Raw genomic sequence first — 22,872 nt, forward strand, 5'->3', positions numbered from 1 at the left:
GGGTTGCACGGCCGCGCGCAATTGGCGTGAGGTCAGGCCTGAGCGGCAGTGCGTGCGCCGCCGCGCCCACGGCCGCGACCGCCGCGTCCGCGACCACCGCCCTGTCCGCTGCCATGGCCACCAGGTCCGCCACGGCGGCTGGCATTGGCATAGTCGCGGGTTGCCGTCGGCGCATGGCTCGCCTTGGGGCGTGCCGGCGGGCGGGGCCCGCGCGGACGATCCTCACGCGGCGCCGGATCGGCACCGATCGCCTTGACGCGCGCCGCCTTCAGCGCGTCGGCGCGCTTCAGGAAATCGGCCGGCAGGGCGCGATGCGGCACCTTCTGGCGGGTCAGCTTCTCGATGTCCTTCAGATACGGCCGCTCGTCGTCGGCGCAGAAGGAAATGGCGATGCCGCTGGCGCCGGCGCGCGCGGTGCGGCCAATGCGGTGCACATATTGCTCCGGCACGTTCGGTAGTTCGAAGTTGAACACGTGGCTGACACCCGAAATGTCGATGCCGCGCGCCGCGATGTCGGTCGCGACCAGGATCGGCACTTCGCCGCTCTTGAACGCGGCAAGCGCGCGCTCGCGCTGCGGCTGGCTCTTGTTGCCGTGGATCGCGTTGGACGCGATGCCGTTGCCAGCCAGCAGCTTCACGACGCGGTCGGCGCCATGCTTCGTGCGGGTGAAGACCAGTGCGCGGTCGATCTTCTCTTCCTGAATCAGGATCGTCAGCAGCGCCTGCTTTTCGGTCTGATTGACCAGCACCACCTGCTGCTCGACCCGCTCCGCCGTGGTCGAGGCAGGGACGACCGAGACGGTTTCCGGATCATTCAGGAACTTGTCCGCCAGGTCGCGGATCGAGGTCGGCATCGTGGCGGAGAAGAACAGGGTCTGACGGCGACGCGGCACCATCTTCACGATCTTCTTCAGCGCATGGATGAAGCCGAGGTCGAGCATCTGGTCGGCCTCGTCCAGCACCAGGATCTCGAGCATCGTGAGGTTGCAGAAGCCCTGCTCGACCAGATCGAGCAAGCGCCCGGGTGTGGCGACGAGGATGTCGACGCCGCGCGACAGGTCCTGCCGGTTCTTGTTGATGCTGGTGCCGCCGAACACCGTGGCGACGGTCAGGCGCGAATGGCGCGCGTAGAGCTTCGCATTGTCCGCGATCTGGCTGGCCAGCTCACGGGTCGGGGCGAGGACCAGCATGCGCACATGCGTCGGCAGAACGCGCTTCTCGCTGCCGAGCAGTCGCTGGATCGAGGGGAGGACGAACGCTGCCGTCTTGCCGGTACCTGTCTGGGCGATGCCCAGGAGGTCGCGGCCGGTGAGTACCGTCGGGATGGCATCACGCTGGATCGGCGTGGGCGTCTCATAGCCCTTTGCTTCAAGCGCGCGGACAAGCGGCTCGGCGAGGCCGAGATCGGAGAATGACATGCAATAAACCTATAAATAGTCGCAGCCCGCAACGTCATGGGACGTGCAGGAACGGGGGAAAATAGACACCCCGCGTGACTTGGGAAGCCGGTTCAATCGACCGAGACGGAGCCTGGGCACGAAGCCCGATCACGCTGCAAACGTCTCGATCACGCTGAAATGCAGATCCTGCGCGAGAAAGTCAAGGAGGCGCGGGGTAGTGGCCGACGCTCGATGGCCCGCGGCCATGCTTTACCTGGTCCTAACCCTCGTCAGGCCAAAGGCGGCCGTATGGGTTCTGTTTTTCTCCGGCATATGCTGATCGCGCGCGGGCTTGGCCTTGTCATCGGGCAGGTCGTGATTGCCGCTGGCGCGCTCGCGGCGGTGGCGCTGTCGCCCCCGCTGCGCGGCGACATGCTGCTGCTTCCGCTGTGGCCAGACGCACCAACCGCCCGCCTCGCGCTGGCACAGGATGCGCGGCTGGTGGCGGCGGGCCCCGGCGGCGGCATGGTGGTTCAGGGGGAGCGCGACGCGCTCTTCTGGCCGCTGCTTCGGGCGGGAATAGTGACGATCGCGGCGCCGTCGCTGATCTGCGGGGGGCGTGCCTCATGAGCTCGCTAGACAATCTGCGCATGCGCGGGATCCGCGTCATCGCGGCGGTGGGATGGTTGTGCCTGCCGCTGCTGCTGATCTGGGGCGCGGCGATGAACGCGCCGGGAACCGGGCTCGCAATCGCCGCGGCGGCGATGGTGAACATCATACCGACCGCTCTGGCGGTGCGTGGCCGGCATGATCTGGCCGCACGGATGAGCTGCGGCGTGCTCGCCGCGGCGATGCCGGCGATCTACGTCTATCTGCTGGCGGGTTCGGCCTGGCAGATGGATGGGCACATGTACTTTTTTGTCGCGCTGGCGATGATCGCGGTGCTGTGTGACTGGCGGCCGCTGGCGCTGGCGGCGATCCTGATCGCGCTTCACCATCTGGTGCTGTCCTACGTGCTGCCGAACTGGGTGTTCGAAAATGGCGGCGCGCTGGACCGCGTGCTGTTCCATGCGCTGGCGGTGGTGCTGGAGTTTGCGGCGCTGACCTATCTGACCACCCGGCTGCGCATCCTCATCGTGGCGCAGGACGTGGCGCGCCAAGAGGGCGAGCGGCTGCTGGCGCTTGCCGAGGTGGAGCGCGGCCGGGCGGTTGCGGCGCTGGCGGCGGCGCAAGCGGCCGACGAGCGGTCACAATCGGAGCGCCAGCGGCGAGAAGCGGCCGAAGCGCGGCTGGAGAGCGAAAGGCGGAGCGCGCTGATGGCGCTGGCCGACGACTTCGAGCGGTCGGTGGCGGGCGTGGCGGTGGCGATCGAGGGTGCCTCGGCAACGCTGGAAGGGTCGGCCGCGACGCTGACCCGGATCGCGGCGGAGGCCGGGCGGCAAGCGAGCGAAGTGGCCGTAGGTGCCCATCAGGCGGCCGGCGCGACACAGGACGTGGCCGATGCCGTCCACCGACTGACCGATTCGATCGGCGAAATTGCCGAGAGCGCGCATGCCCAGGCGACGCTGACCGGCGACGTTCAACGCAATGCCGAACAGGGCAAGGCGGCGGTACTGGATCTCGCCGCACGTGCCGGCGACATCAATGGCCTGGTAGGCGAGATCCACGAGATCGCCACGCGTACCAACCTGCTCGCGCTGAACGCCACGATCGAGGCCGCGCGCGCCGGGGACGCGGGACGTGGCTTCGCCGTGGTGGCGGGCGAGGTGAAGCAACTCGCCGGGGGAACGGCGCGGGCCAGCGAGAAGATCGTGTCGCTGATCGGCAGCGTGCGGCACGGCGTGGATTCGACCGAGGCCAGCATCGTGGGCGCGGCGGACGCGGTGTGCCGGGTGGCTGCCGCGGCCGATGCTATCAAGGGCGCCGTGTCCGGTCAGCGCGGCGTCGCGGGGCAGATCGAGCGTACCGCGCACGAGGCAGCACGCGGTGTGGACATGATCGAGCAGCGGATCGCGCAGGTCGCGGAGGCCGCCAACGAGGCGGACGTCCTGTCGCAGCAGGTGCGCGAGGCGGCCGGCGCCCTGTCCGACCAGGCACGGCGGCTGCGGCGAAGCACTGATGGGTTCGTGGAGCAACTGCGCACCGGCGAACGCGCGGTCGCGGCCTGAGGATCACTCCTTCAACCGCCGTCTGATACACGACGCCCCGCCCGCCGGATGGCGCGCGGGGCGTGCTGTGTGTCGGCTAACCGGCCGGGCTCAGAGCTTGCGGCTGATCACTTCCTTCATGATCTCGTTCGTGCCGCCGTAGATCCGGCTGACACGCGCGCCGCGCCACATGCGGGCGATCGGATATTCGTTCATATAGCCAGCGCCGCCGTGCAGCTGGAGGCACTTGTCCATGACCTCCCACTGAAGGTCGGTGTGCCACAGCTTGGCGGCTGCGCCTTCCTCGTTGGTCAGTTCGCCCTTCAGATGGCGTGCGATCGCCCAGTCGAGGTGCGCCCAGCCGACCTGAAGCTTCGCCTTGAGGTCCGCGAGGACAAACTTGGTGTTCTGGAAGTCGAACACCACGCCCTTGAACGCGCGGCGCTCTTTCACGAAGGCGACCGTATCGTCGAACGCCTTCTGCGAGGAGGCCATGGTGCTGACCGCGATCGACAGGCGCTCCTGCGGCAGCTGGCTCATCAGGTAGATGAAGCCCATACCCTCTTCGCCAAGGCAGTTGGTGATCGGCACGCGCACGTCCTCGAAGAACAATTCCGAGGTGTCGGCCGCGTCCTGACCGATCTTGTCGAGCTTGCGGCCCTTGCTGAAGCCCTCCCGGTGGCTCTCGACCAGGATGATCGACATGCCCTTGTAGGCCGGCTGCGCGTCCGGATCGGTCTTGGCCACGACCAGAGTCAGATCGGTGTTCTGACCGTTGGTGATGTACGTCTTCGAGCCGTTAATGACGTAGTGATTGCCGTCCTTCTTCGCGGTGGTGCGGATCGACTGAAGGTCGCTGCCGGTGCCCGGTTCGGTCATCGCGATCGCGGTGATCACGTCGCCCGAGACCATCTTGGGCAGCCATTCCTTCTTCTGCTCCTCGGAGCCGTAGGTCTCCATATAGCCGGCGACGATGTCCGACTGGAGCGAGAAGCCGGCGGGGACGCCCGAATAGGCCATTTCCTCGTCGACGATGGCATTGTAGCCAAAGTCGAGGCCGAGCCCGCCATAGGCCTCCGGCACGGTCGGACAGAGCATCCCGACCTCGCCGGCCTTCTGCCAGAAGCTCTTAGGGACGAGGCGATCCTTTTCCCACTGGTCCGCGTTCGGCACGCCTTCCTTGGCGAGGAAGCTGCGCACCGTCTGGCGGAACGCCTCATGATCCTCGTTATACGCGAAACGGCCCGCAATCTGGTCGAGCGACATTCGAAACCTCTCCGGAAAATTACAGCGCCGCTTGTCGCCAGCCCCGCCTGAACGGTCAAGTAACTTTTGTTATGGTGGTATCGCGTAGGGGACCGCTCTCGACTTGGCCGTCTGCGCGCGCCTATGCCGGAGGGCTGAAAGAGAGGTGACGGATGAAACTAGCGAGTCTGAAGCATGGCCGCGACGGCAAGCTCGTCGTGGTGTCGAACGATCTCGCCTGGTGCGCCGATGCCGGCCACATTGCGCCAACGCTGCAGGCGGCGCTGGACGATTGGGATCGGCTGTTGCCGGACCTGCAGAACCTCGCGACCGATCTCGAGCATGAGGTGATCCCCCGGCTGCGTTTTCACGAGCATGAGGCGGCGTCGCCGCTGCCCCGCGCGTATCAATGGGCGGATGGCTCCGCCTATGTGAACCATGTCGCTTTGGTGCGGCAGGCGCGTGGGGCGGAGATGCCAGAGACGTTCTGGCACGATCCCCTGATGTATCAGGGCGGGTCCGACGGCTTCCTTGGCCCCCGTGACGCGATCCCGCTGGGTGACGAAAGCTGGGGCTGCGACCTGGAGGCAGAGGTGGTCGTGGTGACCGGTGACGTGCCGATGGGGGCGACCCGTGAGGAGGCGCTGGCGGCGGTCCGGCTGGTCGGGCTCACCAATGACGTGTCGCTGCGCAACCTGATCCCGGGTGAACTGGCCAAGGGTTTCGGCTTCTTCCAGTCGAAGCCGGCGTCCGCCTTCTCGCCGGTGTTCGTGACGCCTGACGCGCTGGGCGACTGGTGGCAGGACGGCAAGCTGCATCGCAAGCTGATGGTCGACCTGAACGGTGAGCCGTTCGGTCGCGCCGAGGCGGGTGAGGACATGACGTTCGATTTCGGCACGCTGATCGCGCATGCGGCGAAGACCCGCGCACTGGGGGCGGGGACGATCGTCGGGTCGGGTACGGTATCGAACCGTGACGCCGATGGCGGGCCGGGCAAGCCGATCGCGCAAGGCGGGGTCGGGTATTCCTGCATCGCCGAGGTACGCACGATCGAGACGATCGCGGGTGGCAAGCCGGTGACGCCGTTCCTGAAGAAGGGCGATACCGTCCGCATCTGGGCCGAGGATGACCGGCATCATCCGATCTTCGGCGTGATCGAACAGACGGTGGGTTGATCGATCCGGCATGGGGCGGGGAGGACCCACCCCATGCTGGTCGCGCCGCGTCAGCCGCGCGGCAGATCGTGGCGGACGGGATCGCCGGCAGGATCGGTGATCGCCAGCATCCGCCCGATTGCGACGGGGCGGTTGGGATCGCCCTGATGCGCCTCCAGATCGAGGGTGATCGCGCGGCGGCCGATGCGGCGGGGCACGACCCGCGCGATCAGCGGCAGCGTGGCGAGCGCCGGCGCGAGAAAGCGGATTTCGATATCGAGCGGGCGGAACGCTGCATCGATCGACGACACGCCGGCATGTTCGAGCAGGCCGGCGATGACGCCGCCATGATAGGCCGGCAGCGGCGCGCCGACATGTTCGACCCGCGGCTGCATGACCAGGCCATCGGGCGTCGACTCGGCACCAAGATAATCGGCGAAACAGGGCGCGGGCGACGGCGGCAGCACGTCGTGCCGTTCATCCATCCGGCCAGGTGTGCCGCCGGGCATCGACCCGATCAGATAGCGCGCGACCGCGGCGCCGATCGGCCTTCCCTCGGCAACCAATCGGCCGCGCGACAAGGCCAGATCGACCTCGCGCGTCACCTCGTCGATGATGCAGCTGATGGCGGCGGCGGGGAGCGGGCCGAACCAGTCGACGCGAAGGTCCAGCGTCATCATCGGCGTGGGCCGTGACAGCGTGGTGAAGACGCCGCCCGCGGTTGCCTGATCGGCCAGCACCAGTGCGGCGCCGCGCGAGACGCGCCCGTCGGCGTCGCACGCCGCCGGAAGAGCGGCGTCCAGCGACGTCGACACCGGCTCGCCCACGGTGGCGTGTTGCCACATGCCAAGCGCGGCGCAGGCCGGGATGGTGCGCAGATGCTGGTTCGGCTCGGTGCCCGGAAAGCCGGGGTAAAGTTTCTCGGGGTCGTGTCGGCTCACTTGGCGCGGTACCGTATGGGAAGGTGTTTCATGCCGCTGACGAAGCTGGCGCGGGTCCAGGACGGGTCGCCGGCAAGCTCGAAATCGTCGAAGCGGGCGAGGAGTTCTTCGAACAGGATACGCATCTCCAGCTTGGCGAGGTGCTGGCCCAGGCACAGGTGCGGGCCATAGCCGAACGCCAGGTGCTGCCGCACGTTCGCGCGGTCAACCCGGAAGGTGAAGGGATCGTCGAAGACGGCGGTGTCGCGGTTGGCCGACGGATAAGCCATGACGAGGCCGTCGCCGGCCTTGATCGGCACGCCGCCGACCTCGGCATCCTTGGCGGCGGTGCGGAAGAAATGTTTCACCGGGCTTGCCCAGCGGATCATCTCCTCGACCGCGTTTGGCAGCAGGGAGGGATCGTCGCGCAGCTTCTGCATTTCCGCGGGGTTACGGATTAGTTCCAGCAGCCCCGCGGAAGTGGAAGAGCTGGTCGTGTCATGCCCTGCAGCGGCGATGATGAGGTAGTAGCTCATCGCCTCCATATTCCCCATCGGCGAGCCATCGGTGAGCGTCGCATTGGCGATGATGGTGGAGACGTCTTCGCGGGGGTTGGCCTTGCGGTCGGCGGTGATTCGATCGCACCAGGCGTTGAATTCGGCGATGGTGGCGAACAGCCCGCCCATCTCCTCGGGGCGCATGTGATCGAAATCCTGCGCGCCGAACACTTCCTGCGTAATCTTCATCAGGAACTGTTCGTCCTCGCGCGGGGCGCCCAGCGTCAGCATGATGACGCGCAAGGGAAACCAGATCGCGACTTCCGCGGCGAAATCGCATCGATCGCCGAGCGCGGCCATATGCTCCACGCTGTCGCAGGCGAGGGCGCGGATATCCTCTTCCAGCTGCTTCATGTGCTTGGGCGAGAAATAGCCCTGTGTCATGGCGCGGAAGTGCTTGTGGTCGGGATTGTCCATGCTGACGAGGTTGCGCGTCAGCTTGTTGCCGCCGGTCAGCGCCATGATCCGCTCCTCATCGGCGATGGTGGCGAGCGTCAGGCGCGGATCGTTGAGGAAGGTGTCGTTGTCGAGTTCGACGCGGCGGATGTCGGCGTGGCGCGACACCGTCCAGAACGGGCGATAGCCCTCCGGCTCGCACCAATAGACCGGGGCTTCCTCGCGCAGATATTTGAAGATCGCGTGGTAGCGTTCCTCATTGGCGTAGCTGTCGGGATCGACGATCGCGGCGTCGAACGCGGCCTTGTCGGTCGGCAGCGGGACGTGCGCGGTCACGCCGATCTGGGGCTCGCGGCTGAGGGCGGCGGTGGCCATGCGGTCTCTCCTATCCATCGCCGGTCGGTCGTCGGCTGGGGTCAAGCCTAAGCCGATCGCTTTACCAAGATCAATGGAAGTCGTGGCTGCGGATCGGAATCACGTCCTCCGGCCGGTCCCGATAGTGCCCGTCTCTGTAATGATAGTCGGTGCGGTTGCGCGGCTTCCACCCGGCGTCGCCGCGATCGGGCGCGCCGGGGTGGGTCGCGCCATCGCCGCGGGCCACGAGAGAGGGTAGGTCGATCTCCCCCACTTTGCGCAGCATCCAGGTAAGATCGGTGATCAGATCCGCGACGACATGGATCACGATCCCTTCCTTTTGCACGCGGCCCCGGATGCTGACCATCGCGGAGGACATGACGGTGCGGCGCTGCGCCTCGAACCGGTCGGGCCACAGGATGCCGTTGGCGACGCCGGTCTCGTCCTCGATGGTGATGAACAGCACGCCCTTCGCACTGCCCGGCCGCTGGCGGACGAGGATGATGCCGGCGACGTCGACCAGCGTGCCTTCCTTGATGGTCTTAAGCTCCTCGCAACGGACGCAGCGGCGTTCACGCAAACGATCGCGCAGGAAGGTGAGCGGGTGCTGGCGCAGCGTCAGCTGGGTGGCGCGATAATCCTCCACCACCTCGCGCCCGGCGGTGAGCGCGCGCAGGTGGACCGGATCCTCCTTCGTCTCGATGGCGGCGAGCAAAGGGAGCGGCGTGTCGCCGAGGCCGCGGATCGCCCACAGCGCCTGTCGCCGGTCGAGCCCCATGCCGGCAAAGGCATCCGCCTTGGCGAGTGTCTCCAGCGCGGCGAGCGGTACGCCGGAGCGACGCCATACATCCTCGACCGAGGTGAAGGGGCGGGCAGCACGGGCGGTGATGACCTTGCCGGCATCGGCGGCGGACAGGCCGTGGACGATGCGCAGGCCGAGGCGAAGCGGCTTTTGCGCGCTGCGGTCCTCCAGCAACGCCGTGTCCCAATCGCTGGCCATGATGCACACCGGCAGGATCTCGACGCCATGCGCGCGGGCATCACGGACGATCTGCGCCGGGGCGTAGAAGCCCATCGGCTGGGCATTGAGCAATGCTGCGCAGAACACGTCGGGGTGATGGCATTTCATCCATGACGAGGCGTAGGCGATCTTGGCGAAGCTCGCCGCATGGCTTTCGGGGAAGCCGTAGCTGCCGAACCCCTCGATCTGCTTCACCAGCCGCTCGGCAAAGGCCTGCGAGATGCCGTTGGCGCGCATGCCGGTGATCAGCTTTTCGCGAAACTCTCCCACGCCGCCGGTCATCTTGAATGTCGCCATCGCGCGGCGCAGCAAGTCCGCCTCGCCCGGGGTGAAGCCGGCGCCGATGATCGCGACCTGCATCGCCTGTTCCTGGAACAAGGGCACGCCAAGCGTTTTCTGCAACACCGCTTTCAAGGCATCATTGGGATATTCGACCAGCTCCTTGCCCTCGCGGCGCTTCAGATAGGGATGCACCATGTCGCCCTGGATCGGGCCGGGGCGGACGATCGCGACCTGGATGGCGATGTCGTAGAAATTCCTCGGCTTCATCCGCGGCAACATGCTCATCTGCGCGCGGCTCTCGATCTGGAAGACGCCGAGCGTATCGGCCCGGCGGATCATCTCGAACGTCGGTTCATCATCGTCCTGCAAGGGCTCGCTCGCCATCGTCATCGCGATCCCCTTGTGCTGACCCAGCAGATCGAACCCGCGCCGCATGCAGCCGAGCATGCCGAGGCCGAGGATATCGACCTTCATGAAGCCAAGATGCTCGATATCCTCCTTTTCCCATTCGATGACGTGGCGATCGACCATCGCGGCCGGCTCGATCGGGACAAGATCGTGGAGCGGATCGCGCGTCAGGACGAAGCCGCCGGGGTGCTGCGACAAATGGCGGGGCGTGCCGATCAGCTCCTTGGCGAGCTCAAGCGCGAGCGCGAGGCGTGGTTCGCCGGCGTCCAGGTTAAGCGCCTGTACGTGGCTGTCGGGAACGCCCTCGTTCGACCAGCCCCACACCTGGCCGGCGAGCGCGGAGGTCATGTCCTCGGGCAGGCCGAGCACCTTGCCCACTTCGCGGATCGCGCCGCGGGTGCGGAAGCGGCTGACCACCGCGGTCAGCGCGGCATGATCCCGGCCATAGGTTTCGTAGATCCACTGGATCACTTCCTCGCGCCGCTCATGCTCGAAATCGATGTCGATATCGGGCGGTTCGCGGCGTTCCTCCGAGACGAAGCGTTCGAAGAGGAGCTGGTGCTTGACCGGATCGATCGAGGTGATGCCGAGGACGAAGCAGATGACCGAATTGGCCGCCGAGCCGCGGCCCTGGCACAGGATCTCGATCGAGCGGGCGTAGCTGACGATCGAATTCACGGTGAGGAAATAAGGCGCGTAGCCCATCTTCGCGACGAGCGAGAGTTCGTGTTCGAGCTGCCGGGTATAGGGCTCCGGCGGCGCGCCATCGAAGCGGTCGGCGAGCGCGTTGCGCGACAGGCGTTCCAGCGCCTCCTGCGCGGTGCGGCCGGACATGATGATCTCGTCGGGATATTGATAGTCGAGGTCGCGCAGCGAGAAGGTGCAGCGTTCGACGATCGCCTCCACCGCGGCGAGCGCATCGGGGTAAGCGGCGAAGCGGCGCGCCATTTCGTCGGGCGGCTGGAGATGGCGATCGGCATGGCGTTCGCGGCGGAAACCGAGCTCGTCGACCGTGCATTTCTCGCGGATCGCGGTGACGACGTCCTGCAACATCCGGCGATCGGGCTTGTGGTACAGCACGTCGCCGGTGGCGAGCGGGGTGAGGCCGTAGGCGGCGGCGGCCTGCGCGGTCTCGGCAAAGCGCCGCCGTTCGCCCGGGCGGCGCCAGGGGGTGAGGCAGAGGTGGCCGCGCCGGCCGAAGATGTCGGTAGTGGCGGCCAGCGCGGTTGGCGCCGCGCCACTGCGCCCCGGCACCAGCGCGGCGACGAGGCCGTCCCCATGCGCGGCGACATCCTCCCAGTGGAGGAAGCATTGGCCTTTCTCGCCGCGCCGCGCGTCAGCGCGCGACTTGCCGAGCGTGAGGAGGAGGGTGAGCCGGCTCCAGGCGGCGCGATCCTCCGGCCAGACGAGGAGGGATTCGCCGGTGACCAGATCGAGCCGGCAGCCGGGGATGGAGCGGATGAGGAGGCCGTGCTTCGCCTTCAGCTGCTCGCACGCATAGAGCGCGCGGACCACGCCGGCGACCGAGTTGCGATCGGTGATGCCGAGCGCCGGCATCCCCATCAGTGCGGCGGTGGCGAACAGCTCCTCGCAGGAGGACGCGCCGCGCAGGAACGAGAAATGCGTGGTGACCTGAAGCTCGCTGTAGGTCATGCGGCACCATGCGGATCATGCAAAGGTGCCATGGATGTACCAGCTGAGATCGCCCGTTTCCGCGCGCTCGCCATCGCCGCGGCGGAACAGCCAGAAGCGGTGGCCCTGTTCGTCCTCGACTCGGAAATAATCGCGCACCCCGTCGCGCTCGCCCGCGCGGCGCCACCATTCGCCAGTGATCCGTTCGGGGCCGTCGGAATGGGTGACGCGATGCGGGCGGCCGCGCCAAGTGAAGCGGCGCGGCGCATGATCGGGCATTTCGGCCATGACGTGGTCGATCGGCTCGGGACGGCGCAGCAATCGTGCGGGGCGCGGCCAGCGCGGGTGCCAGGCATGATCGGGCGTGCGGCCGTCGAGCTGGCGCACGTCGTCGCGCTTCAGGCGGGTGGCAGCGGTGGCGGGGGGATCGAGCGGCGGCAGCGGGGCGACCGAGCGTTCGGGGACGTCGCTTTCGATCGGCTGGTGCCGCCACAAACGCGTCGGGCCGATGCGGTTGGCGAGCGTGTCGACCAAAGGGGCAAGATCGGGCGCCTGCTGTTCGGCAAGCGCCGCGCCCAGCGTTTCGGGACCGAGCGGGTCAGCGCGGACGAGGTGAAGCGTCAGCGCGTCGAGGCCGTAGCCAACGTCGATTTCCTCGATCCGGCGGGCAATGAGACGCAGCAGGTGCGACGGTTCGCGGCTGGCGCGCGCGAGACCGATGCGGATCACCTGATCGGTCGAATCGACACGCGCGGCGACGAAGGCGAGCGAACGGGCGCCGACCCCTGCCCTGGCCAGCGCTGCCGCCAGATCATCAACGAGGCCGGCGAGCCAATGGCCGATCGCATCGGCGGTGGCGATCGGTTCGGCGAAGCGGCGGGTGACGGCGATCGGCTGCACCGGGATGATCGGATCGAGCGGTTCGGGCAGGGCGCCGGTCGCCTGGTCGAGCCGCTGCGCGATCGTCTTGCCGAAGCGGCGGACGAGCGGCGCGCGAGGCATCGCCATGAGCTCGCCGATCGTCTCCACGCCGAGCCGGGCGAGCAATTCGCGCGCGCCATCGGCGAGGCGAAGCGCGGTGACCGGCAGCGGGGTGAGCGCGGCGACATGCGCGCCGGGGGGGATGATCGCAGCGGGCGCAGCCTGACGTGCGAAGGCCCAGGCGGCGCCCGCGGTGTCGGCGATCGCCAGCTGCGCGGTGATGCCGAGCCGGGCGAGCAGGCGCAGCAGGCGGCGCGCCATCGCTTCCTCGCCACCGTGGAGGTGCGCGGTGCCGCTGATCTCCAGGAACAGGCCATCGCTGTCTGACAGTGCGACCACCGGGCACCAGCGACGGGCGAGCGCAGTGGCGAGGCGGTGCAGATCGGCGAGGTCGCCGGCGGCATCCGCATCACGCACGTCGATGTCTGGGACGGCGGCGCGCGCCTGAGTCAGCGCCATGCCCGGCGTGAGGCCGAGGGCGCGTGCCTCGGGCGAGGCGGCGGCGATTTCGATGCGGCTGCCGATCTTGTGGACGGTGATCAAGGGCGGCGGAAGTTCTCGAACATTGCGCTTGTGAGGTTTGGGGGCGGGATGTTGGAGATTGCTGGCGCGGGCGACGGTGTTGGCGAGGGTGCGGCCGGTGTCGAAAAAGGGTGCGACGCCGGGGACCCGCGCGCCGGCATCGTTGGAGCCACAGCGGGCGTATTTGTCGGGGTGGGGTCCCTCGCCGGGGTAGCGGACGCTGGGCATGGCGTTCCACCGTGCGAGCGCGGCGGCGGCGCGGTCGTCGGCGTTGGGATCGAGGCCGTCGAAGCCGCGCCAGCGAGTGTTGGGCACGTCCTCGGGATCGGGGCCCACGGGTAGCGTCGTGGGCACGGGGCGTGCGCCTTCGTCCGGCGGCATGGCGCGGAAGGGATGGTCGGCGGCCTCGCTGCGGCGGCCCATTTCGCGCATCGGCGGACGCTGATGCGCGGGCATCGCCTCCACCTGGCGTGCGACATCGGCGCGCGTCGATTGCGACCAGCGCTTCTCAACAGGCGCAGCGGCATCGCTGCGCGCCCAGCGCGCGCCGGGGCGCCAGCCGGTGTTCTTCGGCGCGTCGCATTGCAGCACCTGTTCCTCGGCCACCGCCGCCGTCAGCGGCGCGAGATCGAGCGGCCCTGAATCGAGCGAATTGCCCGGTTCAGGCCGCGGCGTTGGTGCGCGGCGACGCTCGGCCCGGCGCACGCGATCGATCGCCCAGTGCGGCAGGTAGAGCGAGACGACCCGTGTCATCGCAGGCCTCCAGCAAAGTGTCGAAAGGGTCGCCGCCGCGTTGCCGCACCAGCGAGACGGCCCAGCGCGGGCGGCCCATGCTGCCGCAGCGCAGGGGAACGGACGGGGCGGAAGCGATCCGCCAGCGGGTGAGCGCCGCGGAGGGCGGGGCCAGCGGATCGGCATCCTCGCGCGCATGGCGGCGCAGGAGGAGCGCGATCGTGCGGCCCCCTTCGGCGGCGAGTTGCAGCCGGCGGGTGGCAGGCATGGCAGCGCGCTTTACCTCGCCGATCACCGCGCCAAGACCGCGGTGGCGCAGCCCTTCCTCCATCAGCGCGAGCACTTCGGCATCGTCGCGCGCCTCGGCATAAAGGACGCGTTCGGGGGAGAGGCCCGCCTGGTAGAGGCCGGGGGCGAACAGATCGCGCCGGCGCACGACCCACAGGATCGGACCCCAGGCGCGCGCGGCAATCCCCGCCATGAACAAGGTGGCGGCCGAATCATCGCACATGTCGGCGCCCTTTGCCGCAACCTCGTGCAGCCCATCGAGCCGCAGCCCGCCGTCGGCGAGCCGCGAGTCCATATCCGCCACACCGAAGGGCAGCGTCTCGCGCCGGCGATGGCCGTCGCCCTCGATGGCGCGGAGCGTTTCTCTCAGCTCGGCAATGGTGGCAGGGGATGGCACGGGCACGACTCACTCAAAACTCACGTTCCTCTTTTGTTCCTACAAGCGGCGGAGTCAATCGTGCGACTCGAAACCATGATCCATGGCGGTTTCGGCGGACGAAAAGGTCGTGTCACATTTCCTTGCATCGCAGACGCTGGCGCTGTGCGTTGAAATTTTATAACAAGGATTCGATCTGCTCACCGGCGCGTTGTCCGGTGCAACAAGTAACCGGAGAAACTATGGCGGACGCCGCCCGCAGCAATCTGCCCCCGCTCGCGCTGCATGTGCCCGAGCCCAAGTTCCGCCCCGGCGACACGGTCGATTTTTCGGATGTGGAGATCCCCGCCGCGGGATCGGTGCGCCGCCCGGACACTGCCGAGGACGCGCGCGGGTTCACCGACCTCGTCTATACGATGGTCCGCGTGCTCGATGACGACAATCGCGCCGTTGGCCCGTGGGACCCCAAGCTGTCGCCCGACACGCTGCGCCGCATGTTGCGCCACATGGCGACGGTGCGCGCGTTCGACGAGCGCATGTTCCGCGCGCAGCGGCAGGGCAAGACGAGCTTCTACATGAAGTCGCTGGGCGAGGAGGCGGTGGCCGTGCCGCAGGCCTATGCGCTCGACGCCGACGACATGTGCTTTCCGTCCTATCGCCAGCAGGGTCTGCTGATCGCGCGCGGGTGCCCGCTGGTCGACATGATGAACCAGATCTATTCGAATGCGGGCGACAAGCTGCAGGGCAAGCAGCTGCCGATCATGTATTCGGAGAAGCGCTTCAGCTTCTTCTCGATCTCCGGCAACCTGACGACGCAATACCCGCAGGCGGTGGGCTGGGCGATGGCGTCCGCATCGAAGGGCGACACGCGCATTGCCGCCACCTGGTGCGGCGAGGGATCGACGGCGGAGGGCGACTTCCACTCCGCGTTGACCTTTGCCACCGTCTATCGCGCACCGGTGATCTTCAACGTCGTCAACAACCAATGGGCGATTTCGAGCTTTTCCGGCTTTGCCGGCGCGGAGGCGACGACCTTTGCCGCGCGCGCGGTTGGCTATGGCATCGCTGGCCTGCGGGTCGACGGCAATGACGCGCTGGCGGTCTATGCCGCGACGCAATGGGCGGCGGAGCGTGCGCGGACCAACCAGGGCCCCACGCTGATCGAGCATTTCACCTATCGCGCCGAAGGGCATTCCACGTCCGACGACCCGTCGCAATATCGCAGCGCGGGCGAGCCGACCGCATGGCCGCTGGGCGACCCGATCCGCCGGCTGAAGGATCATCTGATCACCATCGGCGAATGGGACGAGGAGCGCCAGGCGACGATGGACAAGGAAGTCGCCGACGAGGTGAAGGCCGCGCAGAAGGAAGCCGAGAAGAACGGCATCCTGGGCCATGGCCTGCACCAGCCGCTCGACACGCTGTTCGACGGCGTGTTCGAGGAGATGCCGTGGCATCTGCGCGAACAGCAGGCGCAGATGATCGCCGAGGAAGAGGAAAGCGGGCGACCGTGGGCGCGCAAGAAGTGAGCGCTGCGACGGTGAGTGCCGCCGCGCGGACGGCGAACAGCACTGGCCGCGCCCCCGGCGGCTCTTTCGACATGATGCGTTTATGGATCCCCGCCTGCGCTGGGATGACGGAGTTGGCCTGGTGAGTGACGTGATCGAGACGAACGCGGAAAATACGGCGGTGGAGACCGACGCCGCCGGCGCCACCCAGCGCATGAACATGATCCAGGCGATCAATTCCGCCATGGACGTGTTGATGGCGCGCGACCCCGACGTCGTGGTGATGGGCGAGGACGTGGGCTATTTCGGCGGCGTGTTCCGCGCGACGGCCGGCCTGCAGGCGAAATATGGCAAGACGCGCGTGTTCGACACGCCGATCACCGAGATCGGCATCATCGGCGTCGCGATCGGCATGGGCGCGTACGGGCTGCGCCCGGTGCCCGAGATCCAGTTTGCCGATTACATCTACCCCGCGCTCGACCAATTGGTGAGCGAGGCGGCACGGCTGCGCTATCGCTCGGACGGGGAATTCACCGCGCCGATCACGGTGCGCTCGCCGTTCGGCGGCGGCATTTTCGGCGGGCAGACCCATTCGCAGAGCCCGGAGGGGATCTTCACCCACGTCTCCGGCCTGAAGACGGTGATTCCGTCGACGCCCTATGACGCCAAGGGGCTGCTGATCTCCGCGATCGAGGACAATGATCCGGTCATCTTCTTTGAGCCCAAGCGCATCTACAACGGCCCGTTCAACGGCCATTGGGATCGCCCGGCGGCGAACTGGTCAAAGCATCCCGCGGGCGAAGTGCCGACCGGCTATTACAAGATCCCGCTGGGCAAGGCGGCGGTCGTGCGCGAGGGCCAGGCGGTGACGATGCTGGCCTATGGCACGATGGTTCACGTCTGCGCCCAGGTGGTCGAGGATACCGGCATCGACGCCGAGATCATCGACCTGCGCACGCTGGTGCCGCTCGACATCGAGACGATCGAGGAGAGCGTGAAGAAGACCGGGCGCTGCCTGATCGTGCATGAGGCGACGCGCACCGGCGGGTTTGGCGCGGAACTGTCGGCGCTGGTGCAGGAGCGGTGCTTCTATCACCTGGAAGCGCCGGTGGAGCGCGTGACCGGGTTCGACACGCCGTATCCGCACAGCTTGGAATGGGCGTATTTCCCCGGCCCCGTGCGCATCGGCATGGCGCTGAAAAAGATCATGAAGGACTGACACCCAGTCCCACCCGCCCCGTCCGTCCCGCGCGAAGTCGAGGGGCGGGGCTTCGCGAGACAGTGTCTCGACTTCGCTCGACACGAACGGATTTGGATCAGGCTATGGCGCGTTTCACCTTTAAGCTGCCCGATATCGGCGAAGGCATTGCCGAGGCGGAGATCGTCGGCTGGCATGTCGCGGTGGGCGACCGGGTCGAGGAAGACCAGAATATCGCCGACATGATGACCGACAAGGCGACGGTCGAGATGGAATCGCCGGTGTCGGGCGTCGTGGTCGAGCTGGCCGGCGAGGTCGGCGACCAGATTGCGATCGGCGCGATGCTGGTGGTGATCGAAACCGACGCCGATGCGTCGGTCGAGCCGGAGGGCGAGACCGCGGCGGAGGTCGAGCAGAAGCTGGGCGGCGCGCACGAAGCCGCGGCATTCGAGGCGGAGAATCCCGGCGTCGAGGACGTGGTGGAAGCGGCGCCGGCCACTCCGGCTCCGGCTCCGGCTCCGGCTGCATCGGTGGCTGCTGCGCCGGTTGCCGAGGTGGCGCCTGCCGCGGCGTCGGCGGCTCCTGTTCTGGCCTCCCCGGCGGTGCGCGCGCGGGCGAAGGATCTAGGCGTCGACCTCTCGCAGGTGAAGGTGTCGGAGGGTGACCGCATCCGCCACGCCGACCTGGACGCCTATCTGCGCTATGCCGGCGGGCAGGGCTATCATGCGCCGCATGCCAGCCGCGCGCGCGAGGACGAGCAGGTCAAGGTGATCGGGATGCGCCGCCGTATCGCCGAGAACATGGCCGCGTCGAAGCGCAACATCCCGCACTTCACCTATGTCGACGAAATCGACGTGACCGCGCTGGAGGAGATGCGCGCCGACCTGAACGACAATCGTGGCGGGCGGCCGAAGCTGACCATGCTGCCGTTCCTGATCGTTGCGATCTGCCGCACCTTGCCGCAGTTCCCGATGCTCAACGCGCGTTACGATGACGAGGCGGGCGTGGTGACTCGGTCGGGCCGGGTGCATCTGGGCATGGCGGCGCAGACCGATGCCGGGCTGACCGTGCCGGTGATCCGCGATGCGCAGGACAAGAATGTCTGGCAGCTGGCAGCCGAGATCGGGCGTCTCGCGGAAGCGGCGCGGACGCAGAAGCTGAAGCCCGAGGAGCTGGGCGGCGGGACGATCACCGTCACCTCGCTCGGGCCGTTGGGCGGGATCGCGACGACTCCGGTGATCAACCGGCCGGAAGTGGCGATCATCGGGCCGAACAAGATCGTCGAGCGGCCGGTGTTCCGGGGCGACGACATCGTCCGCGCCAAGCTGATGAACCTGTCAATCAGCTGCGACCATCGCGTCGTCGATGGCTGGGATGCGGCAAGCTATGTCCAGGCGGTCAAGAAGCTGCTCGAGACGCCGGTGATGTTGTTCGCCGACTGAGGCGGGGACGCGTCACCCCGGGACGGATCCCGGGGTGATGCCACCGGATCTAGACGCGGCGGCCGGTGAAGAGCTGCACCAGCCCGACGATCAGCGCGATCACCAGCAGGATGTGGATCAGGCCGCCAGCGACATGCAGGCTGAAGCCGAGGAGCCATAGGACCAGCAGGATGACAACGATCGTCCAGAGCAAAGCGCGTTCCTTTCCCAAGTGATATATGGTGAACGATGCCGCGGGCGGCCCGTTCCGACCTTCTTGGCAACATTTTGAAACATTGCCGGCGCGACTGATCAGGGAAGGCAGTGGGGGATTGCCCCTCATCGCATCCCGATCTATATTGACCGTGCTTTCTCTTACATCGCCAGATGCAAGGGGTCGCGGGGCAGGGCTCCGCGGCGGCAACAACCTGTGTGTATGTGGAGACCCGATGGCGGATTTGGCCGCGCTGACCCAGATGATCGAGACCGAGGCCAAGGCACTCGGGTTCGACCTCGTGCGTGTCGCGCTGTTCGGCAAGGGTGACGAGCGCACGCTGCAGGTGATGGCGGAGCGGCCGGACACGCGGCAGCTGACGATCGACGATTGCGCCGACCTGTCGCGCCGGATCTCCGACGTGCTCGACGCGCTGGAAGAGGAAGGGCGTGACCCGATCGAGGGCGCCTATCGCCTGGAAGTGTCGAGCCCCGGCATCGATCGCCCGCTGACGCGCCTGTCGGATTACACCGATTGGGCCGGACATGAGGCGAAGCTGACGCTGGACGCGCCGCTCGACGGGCAGAAGCAGTTTCGCGGCGAGATCGTCAGCGTTGAGGGCGAGGACATCGCCATCCGCAATCGTACCGGCTCGGTGGCCAACGTTCCCTTCGCGCGGATCACTGACGCGAAGCTGGTGCTGACCGACAAATTGATCGCTGCAACCGTCCCGCTCTCCGTCGAGGGCGCGGAAGAAGAAGAAATCGAAGCAGAGGAAACCGAGTAATGGCTACCGGCGTCACCGCGAACCGTGCGGAACTGATCGCGATCGCCAACAGCGTCGCCAGCGAGAAGATGATCGACAAGGCGATCGTCATCGAGGCGATGGAGGATGCGATCCAGCGTGCGGCGCGTACCCGCTACGGCCAGGAAATGGACATCCGCGCAAAGCTGGACCCGAACAACGGTGACCTTCGCCTGTGGCGTGTCGTTGAAGTGGTCGAGCAGGTCGACGACATCTACAAGCAGGTCGACGTCAATGGCGCGCAGAAGCTGCAGAAGGGCGCGACCGTCGGCGACTTCCTGGTCGATCCGCTGCCGCCGATCGAATTCGGCCGAATCCAGGCGCAGGCTGCCAAGCAGACGATCTTCCAGAAGGTTCGCGATGCCGAGCGCGAGCGCCAGTATGAGGAATTCAAGGACCGCGCCGGCGAGATCATCACCGGCGTCGTGAAGCGTGTCGAGTTCGGCCACATTGTCGTCGACCTTGGCCGCGCCGAGGGCGTCATCCGCCGCGACCAGCAGATCCCGCGCGAAGTGGTGCGCGTGAACGACCGCATCCGGTCGCTGATCCTGAAGGTGGTGCGCGAGAACCGCGGGCCGCAGATCTTCCTGTCGCGCGCGCACCCCGACTTCATGAAGAAGCTGTTCGCGCAGGAAGTGCCCGAAATCTACGACGGCATCATCGAGATCAAGGCCGCCGCGCGCGACCCGGGCAGCCGCGCGAAGATCGGCGTCATCAGCCACGATTCGTCGATCGATCCGGTCGGCGCATGCGTCGGCATGAAGGGTAGCCGCGTTCAGGCCGTCGTGCAGGAAATGCAGGGCGAGAAGATCGACATCATCCCGTGGTCGCCGGACATCGCGACCTTCGTCGTCAACGCGCTGCAGCCGGCGAACGTCAGCCGCGTGATCATCGACGAGGAAGAAGAGCGGATCGAGGTGGTCGTTCCCGACGACCAGCTGAGCCTTGCCATCGGCCGCCGTGGTCAGAACGTGCGCCTGGCGTCGCAGCTGACCGCCAAGGCGATCGACATCATGACCGAGACCGATTCGTCGGAGAAGCGTCAGCAGGAATTCGTCAGCCGGTCGGAAGCGTTCCAGAACGAGCTGGACGTCGACGAGACGCTGGCCCAGCTGCTGGTGGCCGAAGGCTTCACCGAGCTGGAAGAGGTCGCCTATGTCGAGCTGGACGAGCTGGCGGCGATCGAAGGCTTCGACGAGGATCTGGCGCAGGAGCTGCAGAGCCGTGCGGCCGAGGCGATCGAGCGTCGCGAGCAGGCCAATCGCGAAGCGCGCCAGGCGCTGGGCGTCGAGGATGCGGTGGCGCAGCTGCCGCACCTGACCGAAGCGATGCTGGTCACGCTGGGCAAGGCCGGGATCAAGACGCTGGACGATGTCGCCGACCTCGCCACCGACGAATTGATCGAGAAGAAGCGTGCCGAGCCGCGCCGCCGCAACGAGGACGCACCGCGCCGTCCCGAGCACAAGGGCGGTGTGCTGGGCGAATATGGCCTGACCGAAGAGCAGGGCAATGAGATCATCATGGCTGCCCGTGCGCATTGGTTCGATGATGAGGAGGCCGCGCCGGCCGATGCCGCGACGGCCGATGTTGCGACGGAGGAGTCGGAGGCCTGATGCCGTTCGTGTCGATCAGACTGGCAGGCTCCGCATCCAGGGAGCAGAAGGCGGGGATCGTGGCTGACGTCACGTCCTCGCTGGTCACGCGGCTGGGCAAGAATCCCGCCGCGGTCCAGATCGTGATCGAGGAAGTTTCGACGGAGAATTACGGTGCCGGCGGCGTGCTGATCGTTGATCGCGACTCGCCTGCCGCACCGAAAGAGGGAGACGCGCATGCGGAACCCTCACAATGATCGGCTAACGATCCGCAGCGCCAACCAACATCAGGCCGGCAGCCACCAGGTTGCCGGACGGGAGGCGCGCGCATGAGCGATCCTGTTCGTACCTGCATCCTGTCGCGCGAGGAAGCACCGCGCGACGGCCTGATCCGGCTGGTGCTGGCGCCTGACGGGCGCGTGCTGCCCGATGTGCGTGCCAAGGCGCCGGGCCGCGGGGCCTGGATCGGCGTGACCGCGGCCGAGCTTTCCGCCGCCCAGGCGAAGGGCAAGCTGCGCGGGGCGCTGGCGCGGGCGTTCAAGACCGGCGAGATGATCATTCCCGATGATCTGCCCGGGATGATCGCCGCCGCGCTGGAGCGCCAGGCGCTCGACCGGCTGGGGCTGGAATCGCGCGCGGGCACCGTGCTGACCGGATCGGACCGCATTGCCGAGGCGGCGCGCGCCGGCCGGCTGCACGCATTGTACCATGCCGCGGACGCGAGCGAGGACGGGCGGCGCAAGCTGGCCCAGGCCTGGCGAGTCGGATCCAACCGCGAGGGCAGCGGACTGGGGGGCTTGGTTCTGCCGATACCACGCCCCATATTGTCGATGGCGCTGGGCCGCGAAAACGTGGTACATATCGGCGTCACCGACCGCATGGCGGCCGGCAGGTTGAGCGACGCGCTCGATCGCTGGCGCCGCTTTATCGGCCCTGATAGCCCAGAAGCTCATCAAAGTGATACTTTGGTGGGTGGTCTGACCTCCGCACCTTGCGCAACGGCCGCGCAAGGCGCATCGGCGCCCGAGCTTTCCGGGCATGTACCGGCCGTGACGACACACGAGGAATTTGAGTGAGCGAGACCGACAACGATAAGCCGAAACTTGGCATGCGCGCGCCTCTGGGCGTCCGACGCACCGTCGAGACCGGCAAGGTGAAGCAAAGCTTCAGCCACGGCCGCTCCAATACGGTGATCGTGGAAACCAAGAAGGCCCGCACCTTCCGCAAGCCGGGCGACCCCGCGCCGACGGAGCAGGTTGCCGCGCCGGCACCGGCGGAAGTCGAGGCGCCCGCCGCGCCCGCACCGCGCGCTGAGCCGCCCGCACCGCCGCGCGCCCCGTCCAACGAGACCCCGCAGGAGCGGCAGGCCCGCCTGCTGCGCGAGGCCGAGGAGCAGCGCATGCGTGCGCTGGAGGAACAGCGGCACCGCGAGGAGGCCGAGCGTGCCCGCGCGGCCGAGGAAGAGAAGCGCCGCGCCGAGGAGCGTGCCGCTGCTGCCGCCGCGGCCGAGGCTGCGCCTGCGCCCGAGGCTGCTCCGGCGGCACCCGAGCCGGTGGCTGAGACCCCGGCGGCTGCACCCCCCGCGCCCCCGGCCGAAGAGCCGCTGATGGTGCGCACGGGTGCGCCGATCATGTTCCGTCCGGTGGCCCCGCCGCCGCCGCCTCCCGCGCCCGAGCCCAAGGCACCAGTCGTCGAGGCGCCGGCTCCGCCGACGCCGGCACCGGCCGCGCCGGTAGCGGC

19 protein-coding genes are annotated in these 22,872 nt (G+C 67.6%); 11 read left to right on the plus strand and 8 right to left on the minus strand.

The features are described from left to right. Nucleotides 1–32: 32 nt before the first annotated feature. Nucleotides 33–1,418, minus strand: a complete 1,386-nt coding sequence (locus ACH0BU_RS08655; RefSeq protein ID WP_046407281.1) for a DEAD/DEAH box helicase — start codon at nucleotides 1,416–1,418, stop codon at nucleotides 33–35. Nucleotides 1,419–1,688: 270 nt separating this feature from the next. Between ACH0BU_RS08655 and ACH0BU_RS08660 the strand changes: the two genes are divergently transcribed. Beyond that, the gene (locus tag ACH0BU_RS08660; protein ID WP_296218473.1) at nucleotides 1,689–2,009 is read left to right on the plus strand and encodes a hypothetical protein; all 321 of its coding nucleotides are present in this window, start codon (nucleotides 1,689–1,691) and stop codon (nucleotides 2,007–2,009) included. After that, nucleotides 2,006–3,547 (plus strand): methyl-accepting chemotaxis protein, encoded by a 1,542-nt coding sequence (locus ACH0BU_RS08665; protein WP_125945851.1) that lies wholly within the window; start codon nucleotides 2,006–2,008, stop codon nucleotides 3,545–3,547. The genes ACH0BU_RS08660 and ACH0BU_RS08665 overlap by 4 nt, the downstream gene beginning before the upstream one ends. 90 nt (nucleotides 3,548–3,637) lie before the next feature. Here ACH0BU_RS08665 and ACH0BU_RS08670 read toward each other — a convergent pair whose 3' ends face one another. Next, a complete protein-coding gene (locus tag ACH0BU_RS08670) occupies nucleotides 3,638–4,792 on the minus strand; it encodes an acyl-CoA dehydrogenase family protein (RefSeq protein WP_296218469.1) in 1,155 nt (384 codons plus the stop codon). A 152-nt stretch (nucleotides 4,793–4,944) separates the two neighbouring features. Between ACH0BU_RS08670 and ACH0BU_RS08675 the strand changes: the two genes are divergently transcribed. After that, complete coding sequence (locus ACH0BU_RS08675) at nucleotides 4,945–5,946, plus strand: fumarylacetoacetate hydrolase family protein (RefSeq protein WP_296218467.1); 1,002 nt, start codon at nucleotides 4,945–4,947, stop codon at nucleotides 5,944–5,946. Nucleotides 5,947–5,996: 50 nt separating this feature from the next. Here the strand turns inward: ACH0BU_RS08675 and ACH0BU_RS08680 are convergent, their stop codons facing one another. From ACH0BU_RS08680 to ACH0BU_RS08700, 5 genes are all read right to left on the minus strand, one after another. Then, nucleotides 5,997–6,866: a PaaI family thioesterase gene (locus ACH0BU_RS08680; RefSeq protein WP_296218465.1), complete on the minus strand. Its 870-nt coding sequence runs from the start codon at nucleotides 6,864–6,866 to the stop codon at nucleotides 5,997–5,999. Next, nucleotides 6,863–8,173, minus strand: a complete 1,311-nt coding sequence (locus tag ACH0BU_RS08685) for a cytochrome P450 (RefSeq protein WP_296218463.1) — start codon at nucleotides 8,171–8,173, stop codon at nucleotides 6,863–6,865. Before ACH0BU_RS08685 ends, ACH0BU_RS08680 begins: the two co-directional genes overlap by 4 nt. A 70-nt stretch (nucleotides 8,174–8,243) precedes the next feature. After that, nucleotides 8,244–11,516 carry an error-prone DNA polymerase gene (locus ACH0BU_RS08690; protein ID WP_296218461.1) on the minus strand — a complete coding sequence of 1,091 codons (3,273 nt, stop codon included), beginning with the start codon at nucleotides 11,514–11,516 and terminating at the stop codon, nucleotides 8,244–8,246. 15 nt (nucleotides 11,517–11,531) lie between these two features. Further along, nucleotides 11,532–13,751: a DUF6504 family protein gene (locus tag ACH0BU_RS08695; protein ID WP_314472279.1), complete on the minus strand. Its 2,220-nt coding sequence runs from the start codon at nucleotides 13,749–13,751 to the stop codon at nucleotides 11,532–11,534. Then, on the minus strand, nucleotides 13,660–14,415 hold the full coding sequence (locus tag ACH0BU_RS08700; RefSeq protein WP_241212641.1) for an ImuA family protein: 756 nt from the start codon (nucleotides 14,413–14,415) through the stop codon (nucleotides 13,660–13,662). Before ACH0BU_RS08700 ends, ACH0BU_RS08695 begins: the two co-directional genes overlap by 92 nt. A 221-nt stretch (nucleotides 14,416–14,636) precedes the next feature. Between ACH0BU_RS08700 and ACH0BU_RS08705 the strand changes: the two genes are divergently transcribed. The 3 genes from ACH0BU_RS08705 to ACH0BU_RS08715 all read left to right on the plus strand — a co-directional run bounded on the left by ACH0BU_RS08705 (nucleotide 14,637) and on the right by ACH0BU_RS08715 (nucleotide 18,542). Then, the gene (locus ACH0BU_RS08705; RefSeq protein ID WP_125945857.1) at nucleotides 14,637–15,923 is read left to right on the plus strand and encodes a 3-methyl-2-oxobutanoate dehydrogenase (2-methylpropanoyl-transferring) subunit alpha; all 1,287 of its coding nucleotides are present in this window, start codon (nucleotides 14,637–14,639) and stop codon (nucleotides 15,921–15,923) included. A 193-nt stretch (nucleotides 15,924–16,116) separates the two neighbouring features. Further along, nucleotides 16,117–17,121: an alpha-ketoacid dehydrogenase subunit beta gene (locus ACH0BU_RS08710; protein WP_046407317.1), complete on the plus strand. Its 1,005-nt coding sequence runs from the start codon at nucleotides 16,117–16,119 to the stop codon at nucleotides 17,119–17,121. Between the two features lie 104 nt (nucleotides 17,122–17,225). After that, a complete protein-coding gene (locus tag ACH0BU_RS08715; protein ID WP_296218456.1) occupies nucleotides 17,226–18,542 on the plus strand; it encodes a dihydrolipoamide acetyltransferase family protein in 1,317 nt (438 codons plus the stop codon). 49 nt (nucleotides 18,543–18,591) lie between these two features. Here ACH0BU_RS08715 and ACH0BU_RS08720 read toward each other — a convergent pair whose 3' ends face one another. Next, nucleotides 18,592–18,735, minus strand: coding sequence for a lmo0937 family membrane protein (locus ACH0BU_RS08720; RefSeq protein ID WP_125945859.1), 144 nt, complete (start codon nucleotides 18,733–18,735; stop codon nucleotides 18,592–18,594). Between the two features lie 235 nt (nucleotides 18,736–18,970). Here ACH0BU_RS08720 and rimP point away from each other — a divergent pair, with 235 nt between their 5' ends. From rimP to ACH0BU_RS08745, 5 genes are all read left to right on the plus strand, one after another. Further along, complete coding sequence (gene rimP, locus ACH0BU_RS08725) at nucleotides 18,971–19,522, plus strand: ribosome maturation protein RimP (protein ID WP_296218453.1); 552 nt, start codon at nucleotides 18,971–18,973, stop codon at nucleotides 19,520–19,522. Beyond that, nucleotides 19,522–21,153 (plus strand): transcription termination factor NusA, encoded by a 1,632-nt coding sequence (nusA, locus tag ACH0BU_RS08730; RefSeq protein ID WP_125945861.1) that lies wholly within the window; start codon nucleotides 19,522–19,524, stop codon nucleotides 21,151–21,153. Before rimP ends, nusA begins: the two co-directional genes overlap by 1 nt. Further along, nucleotides 21,153–21,389: a tautomerase family protein gene (locus tag ACH0BU_RS08735; protein WP_125945862.1), complete on the plus strand. Its 237-nt coding sequence runs from the start codon at nucleotides 21,153–21,155 to the stop codon at nucleotides 21,387–21,389. Before nusA ends, ACH0BU_RS08735 begins: the two co-directional genes overlap by 1 nt. 72 nt (nucleotides 21,390–21,461) lie before the next feature. After that, on the plus strand, nucleotides 21,462–22,208 hold the full coding sequence (locus tag ACH0BU_RS08740) for a DUF448 domain-containing protein (protein WP_296218449.1): 747 nt from the start codon (nucleotides 21,462–21,464) through the stop codon (nucleotides 22,206–22,208). Further along, nucleotides 22,205–22,872 (plus strand): translation initiation factor IF-2 associated domain-containing protein (locus ACH0BU_RS08745; protein WP_500263929.1); only part of this gene is annotated, 668 nt, incomplete at its 3' end. The genes ACH0BU_RS08740 and ACH0BU_RS08745, both read left to right, overlap by 4 nt.

This window comes from Sphingomonas olei, from assembly GCF_045369765.1.
Taxonomy (GTDB): domain Bacteria; phylum Pseudomonadota; class Alphaproteobacteria; order Sphingomonadales; family Sphingomonadaceae; genus Sphingomonas; species Sphingomonas panaciterrae.

Excerpts from the sequence above, each read along its gene's own strand:
- ACH0BU_RS08655 (WP_046407281.1), bottom strand. The coding sequence starts at position 1,418 with ATGTCATTCTCCGATCTCGGCCTCGCCGAGCCGCTTGTCCGCGCGCTT.
- ACH0BU_RS08660 (WP_296218473.1), top strand. The coding sequence starts at position 1,689 with ATGGGTTCTGTTTTTCTCCGGCATATGCTGATCGCGCGCGGGCTTGGC.
- ACH0BU_RS08665 (WP_125945851.1), top strand. The coding sequence starts at position 2,006 with ATGAGCTCGCTAGACAATCTGCGCATGCGCGGGATCCGCGTCATCGCG.
- ACH0BU_RS08670 (WP_296218469.1), bottom strand. The coding sequence starts at position 4,792 with ATGTCGCTCGACCAGATTGCGGGCCGTTTCGCGTATAACGAGGATCAT.
- ACH0BU_RS08675 (WP_296218467.1), top strand. The coding sequence starts at position 4,945 with ATGAAACTAGCGAGTCTGAAGCATGGCCGCGACGGCAAGCTCGTCGTG.
- ACH0BU_RS08685 (WP_296218463.1), bottom strand. The coding sequence starts at position 8,173 with ATGGCCACCGCCGCCCTCAGCCGCGAGCCCCAGATCGGCGTGACCGCG.
- ACH0BU_RS08690 (WP_296218461.1), bottom strand. The coding sequence starts at position 11,516 with ATGACCTACAGCGAGCTTCAGGTCACCACGCATTTCTCGTTCCTGCGC.
- ACH0BU_RS08695 (WP_314472279.1), bottom strand. The coding sequence starts at position 13,751 with ATGACACGGGTCGTCTCGCTCTACCTGCCGCACTGGGCGATCGATCGC.
- ACH0BU_RS08705 (WP_125945857.1), top strand. The coding sequence starts at position 14,637 with ATGGCGGACGCCGCCCGCAGCAATCTGCCCCCGCTCGCGCTGCATGTG.
- ACH0BU_RS08710 (WP_046407317.1), top strand. The coding sequence starts at position 16,117 with ATGAACATGATCCAGGCGATCAATTCCGCCATGGACGTGTTGATGGCG.
- ACH0BU_RS08715 (WP_296218456.1), top strand. The coding sequence starts at position 17,226 with ATGGCGCGTTTCACCTTTAAGCTGCCCGATATCGGCGAAGGCATTGCC.
- rimP (WP_296218453.1), top strand. The coding sequence starts at position 18,971 with ATGGCGGATTTGGCCGCGCTGACCCAGATGATCGAGACCGAGGCCAAG.
- nusA (WP_125945861.1), top strand. The coding sequence starts at position 19,522 with ATGGCTACCGGCGTCACCGCGAACCGTGCGGAACTGATCGCGATCGCC.
- ACH0BU_RS08735 (WP_125945862.1), top strand. The coding sequence starts at position 21,153 with ATGCCGTTCGTGTCGATCAGACTGGCAGGCTCCGCATCCAGGGAGCAG.
- ACH0BU_RS08740 (WP_296218449.1), top strand. The coding sequence starts at position 21,462 with ATGAGCGATCCTGTTCGTACCTGCATCCTGTCGCGCGAGGAAGCACCG.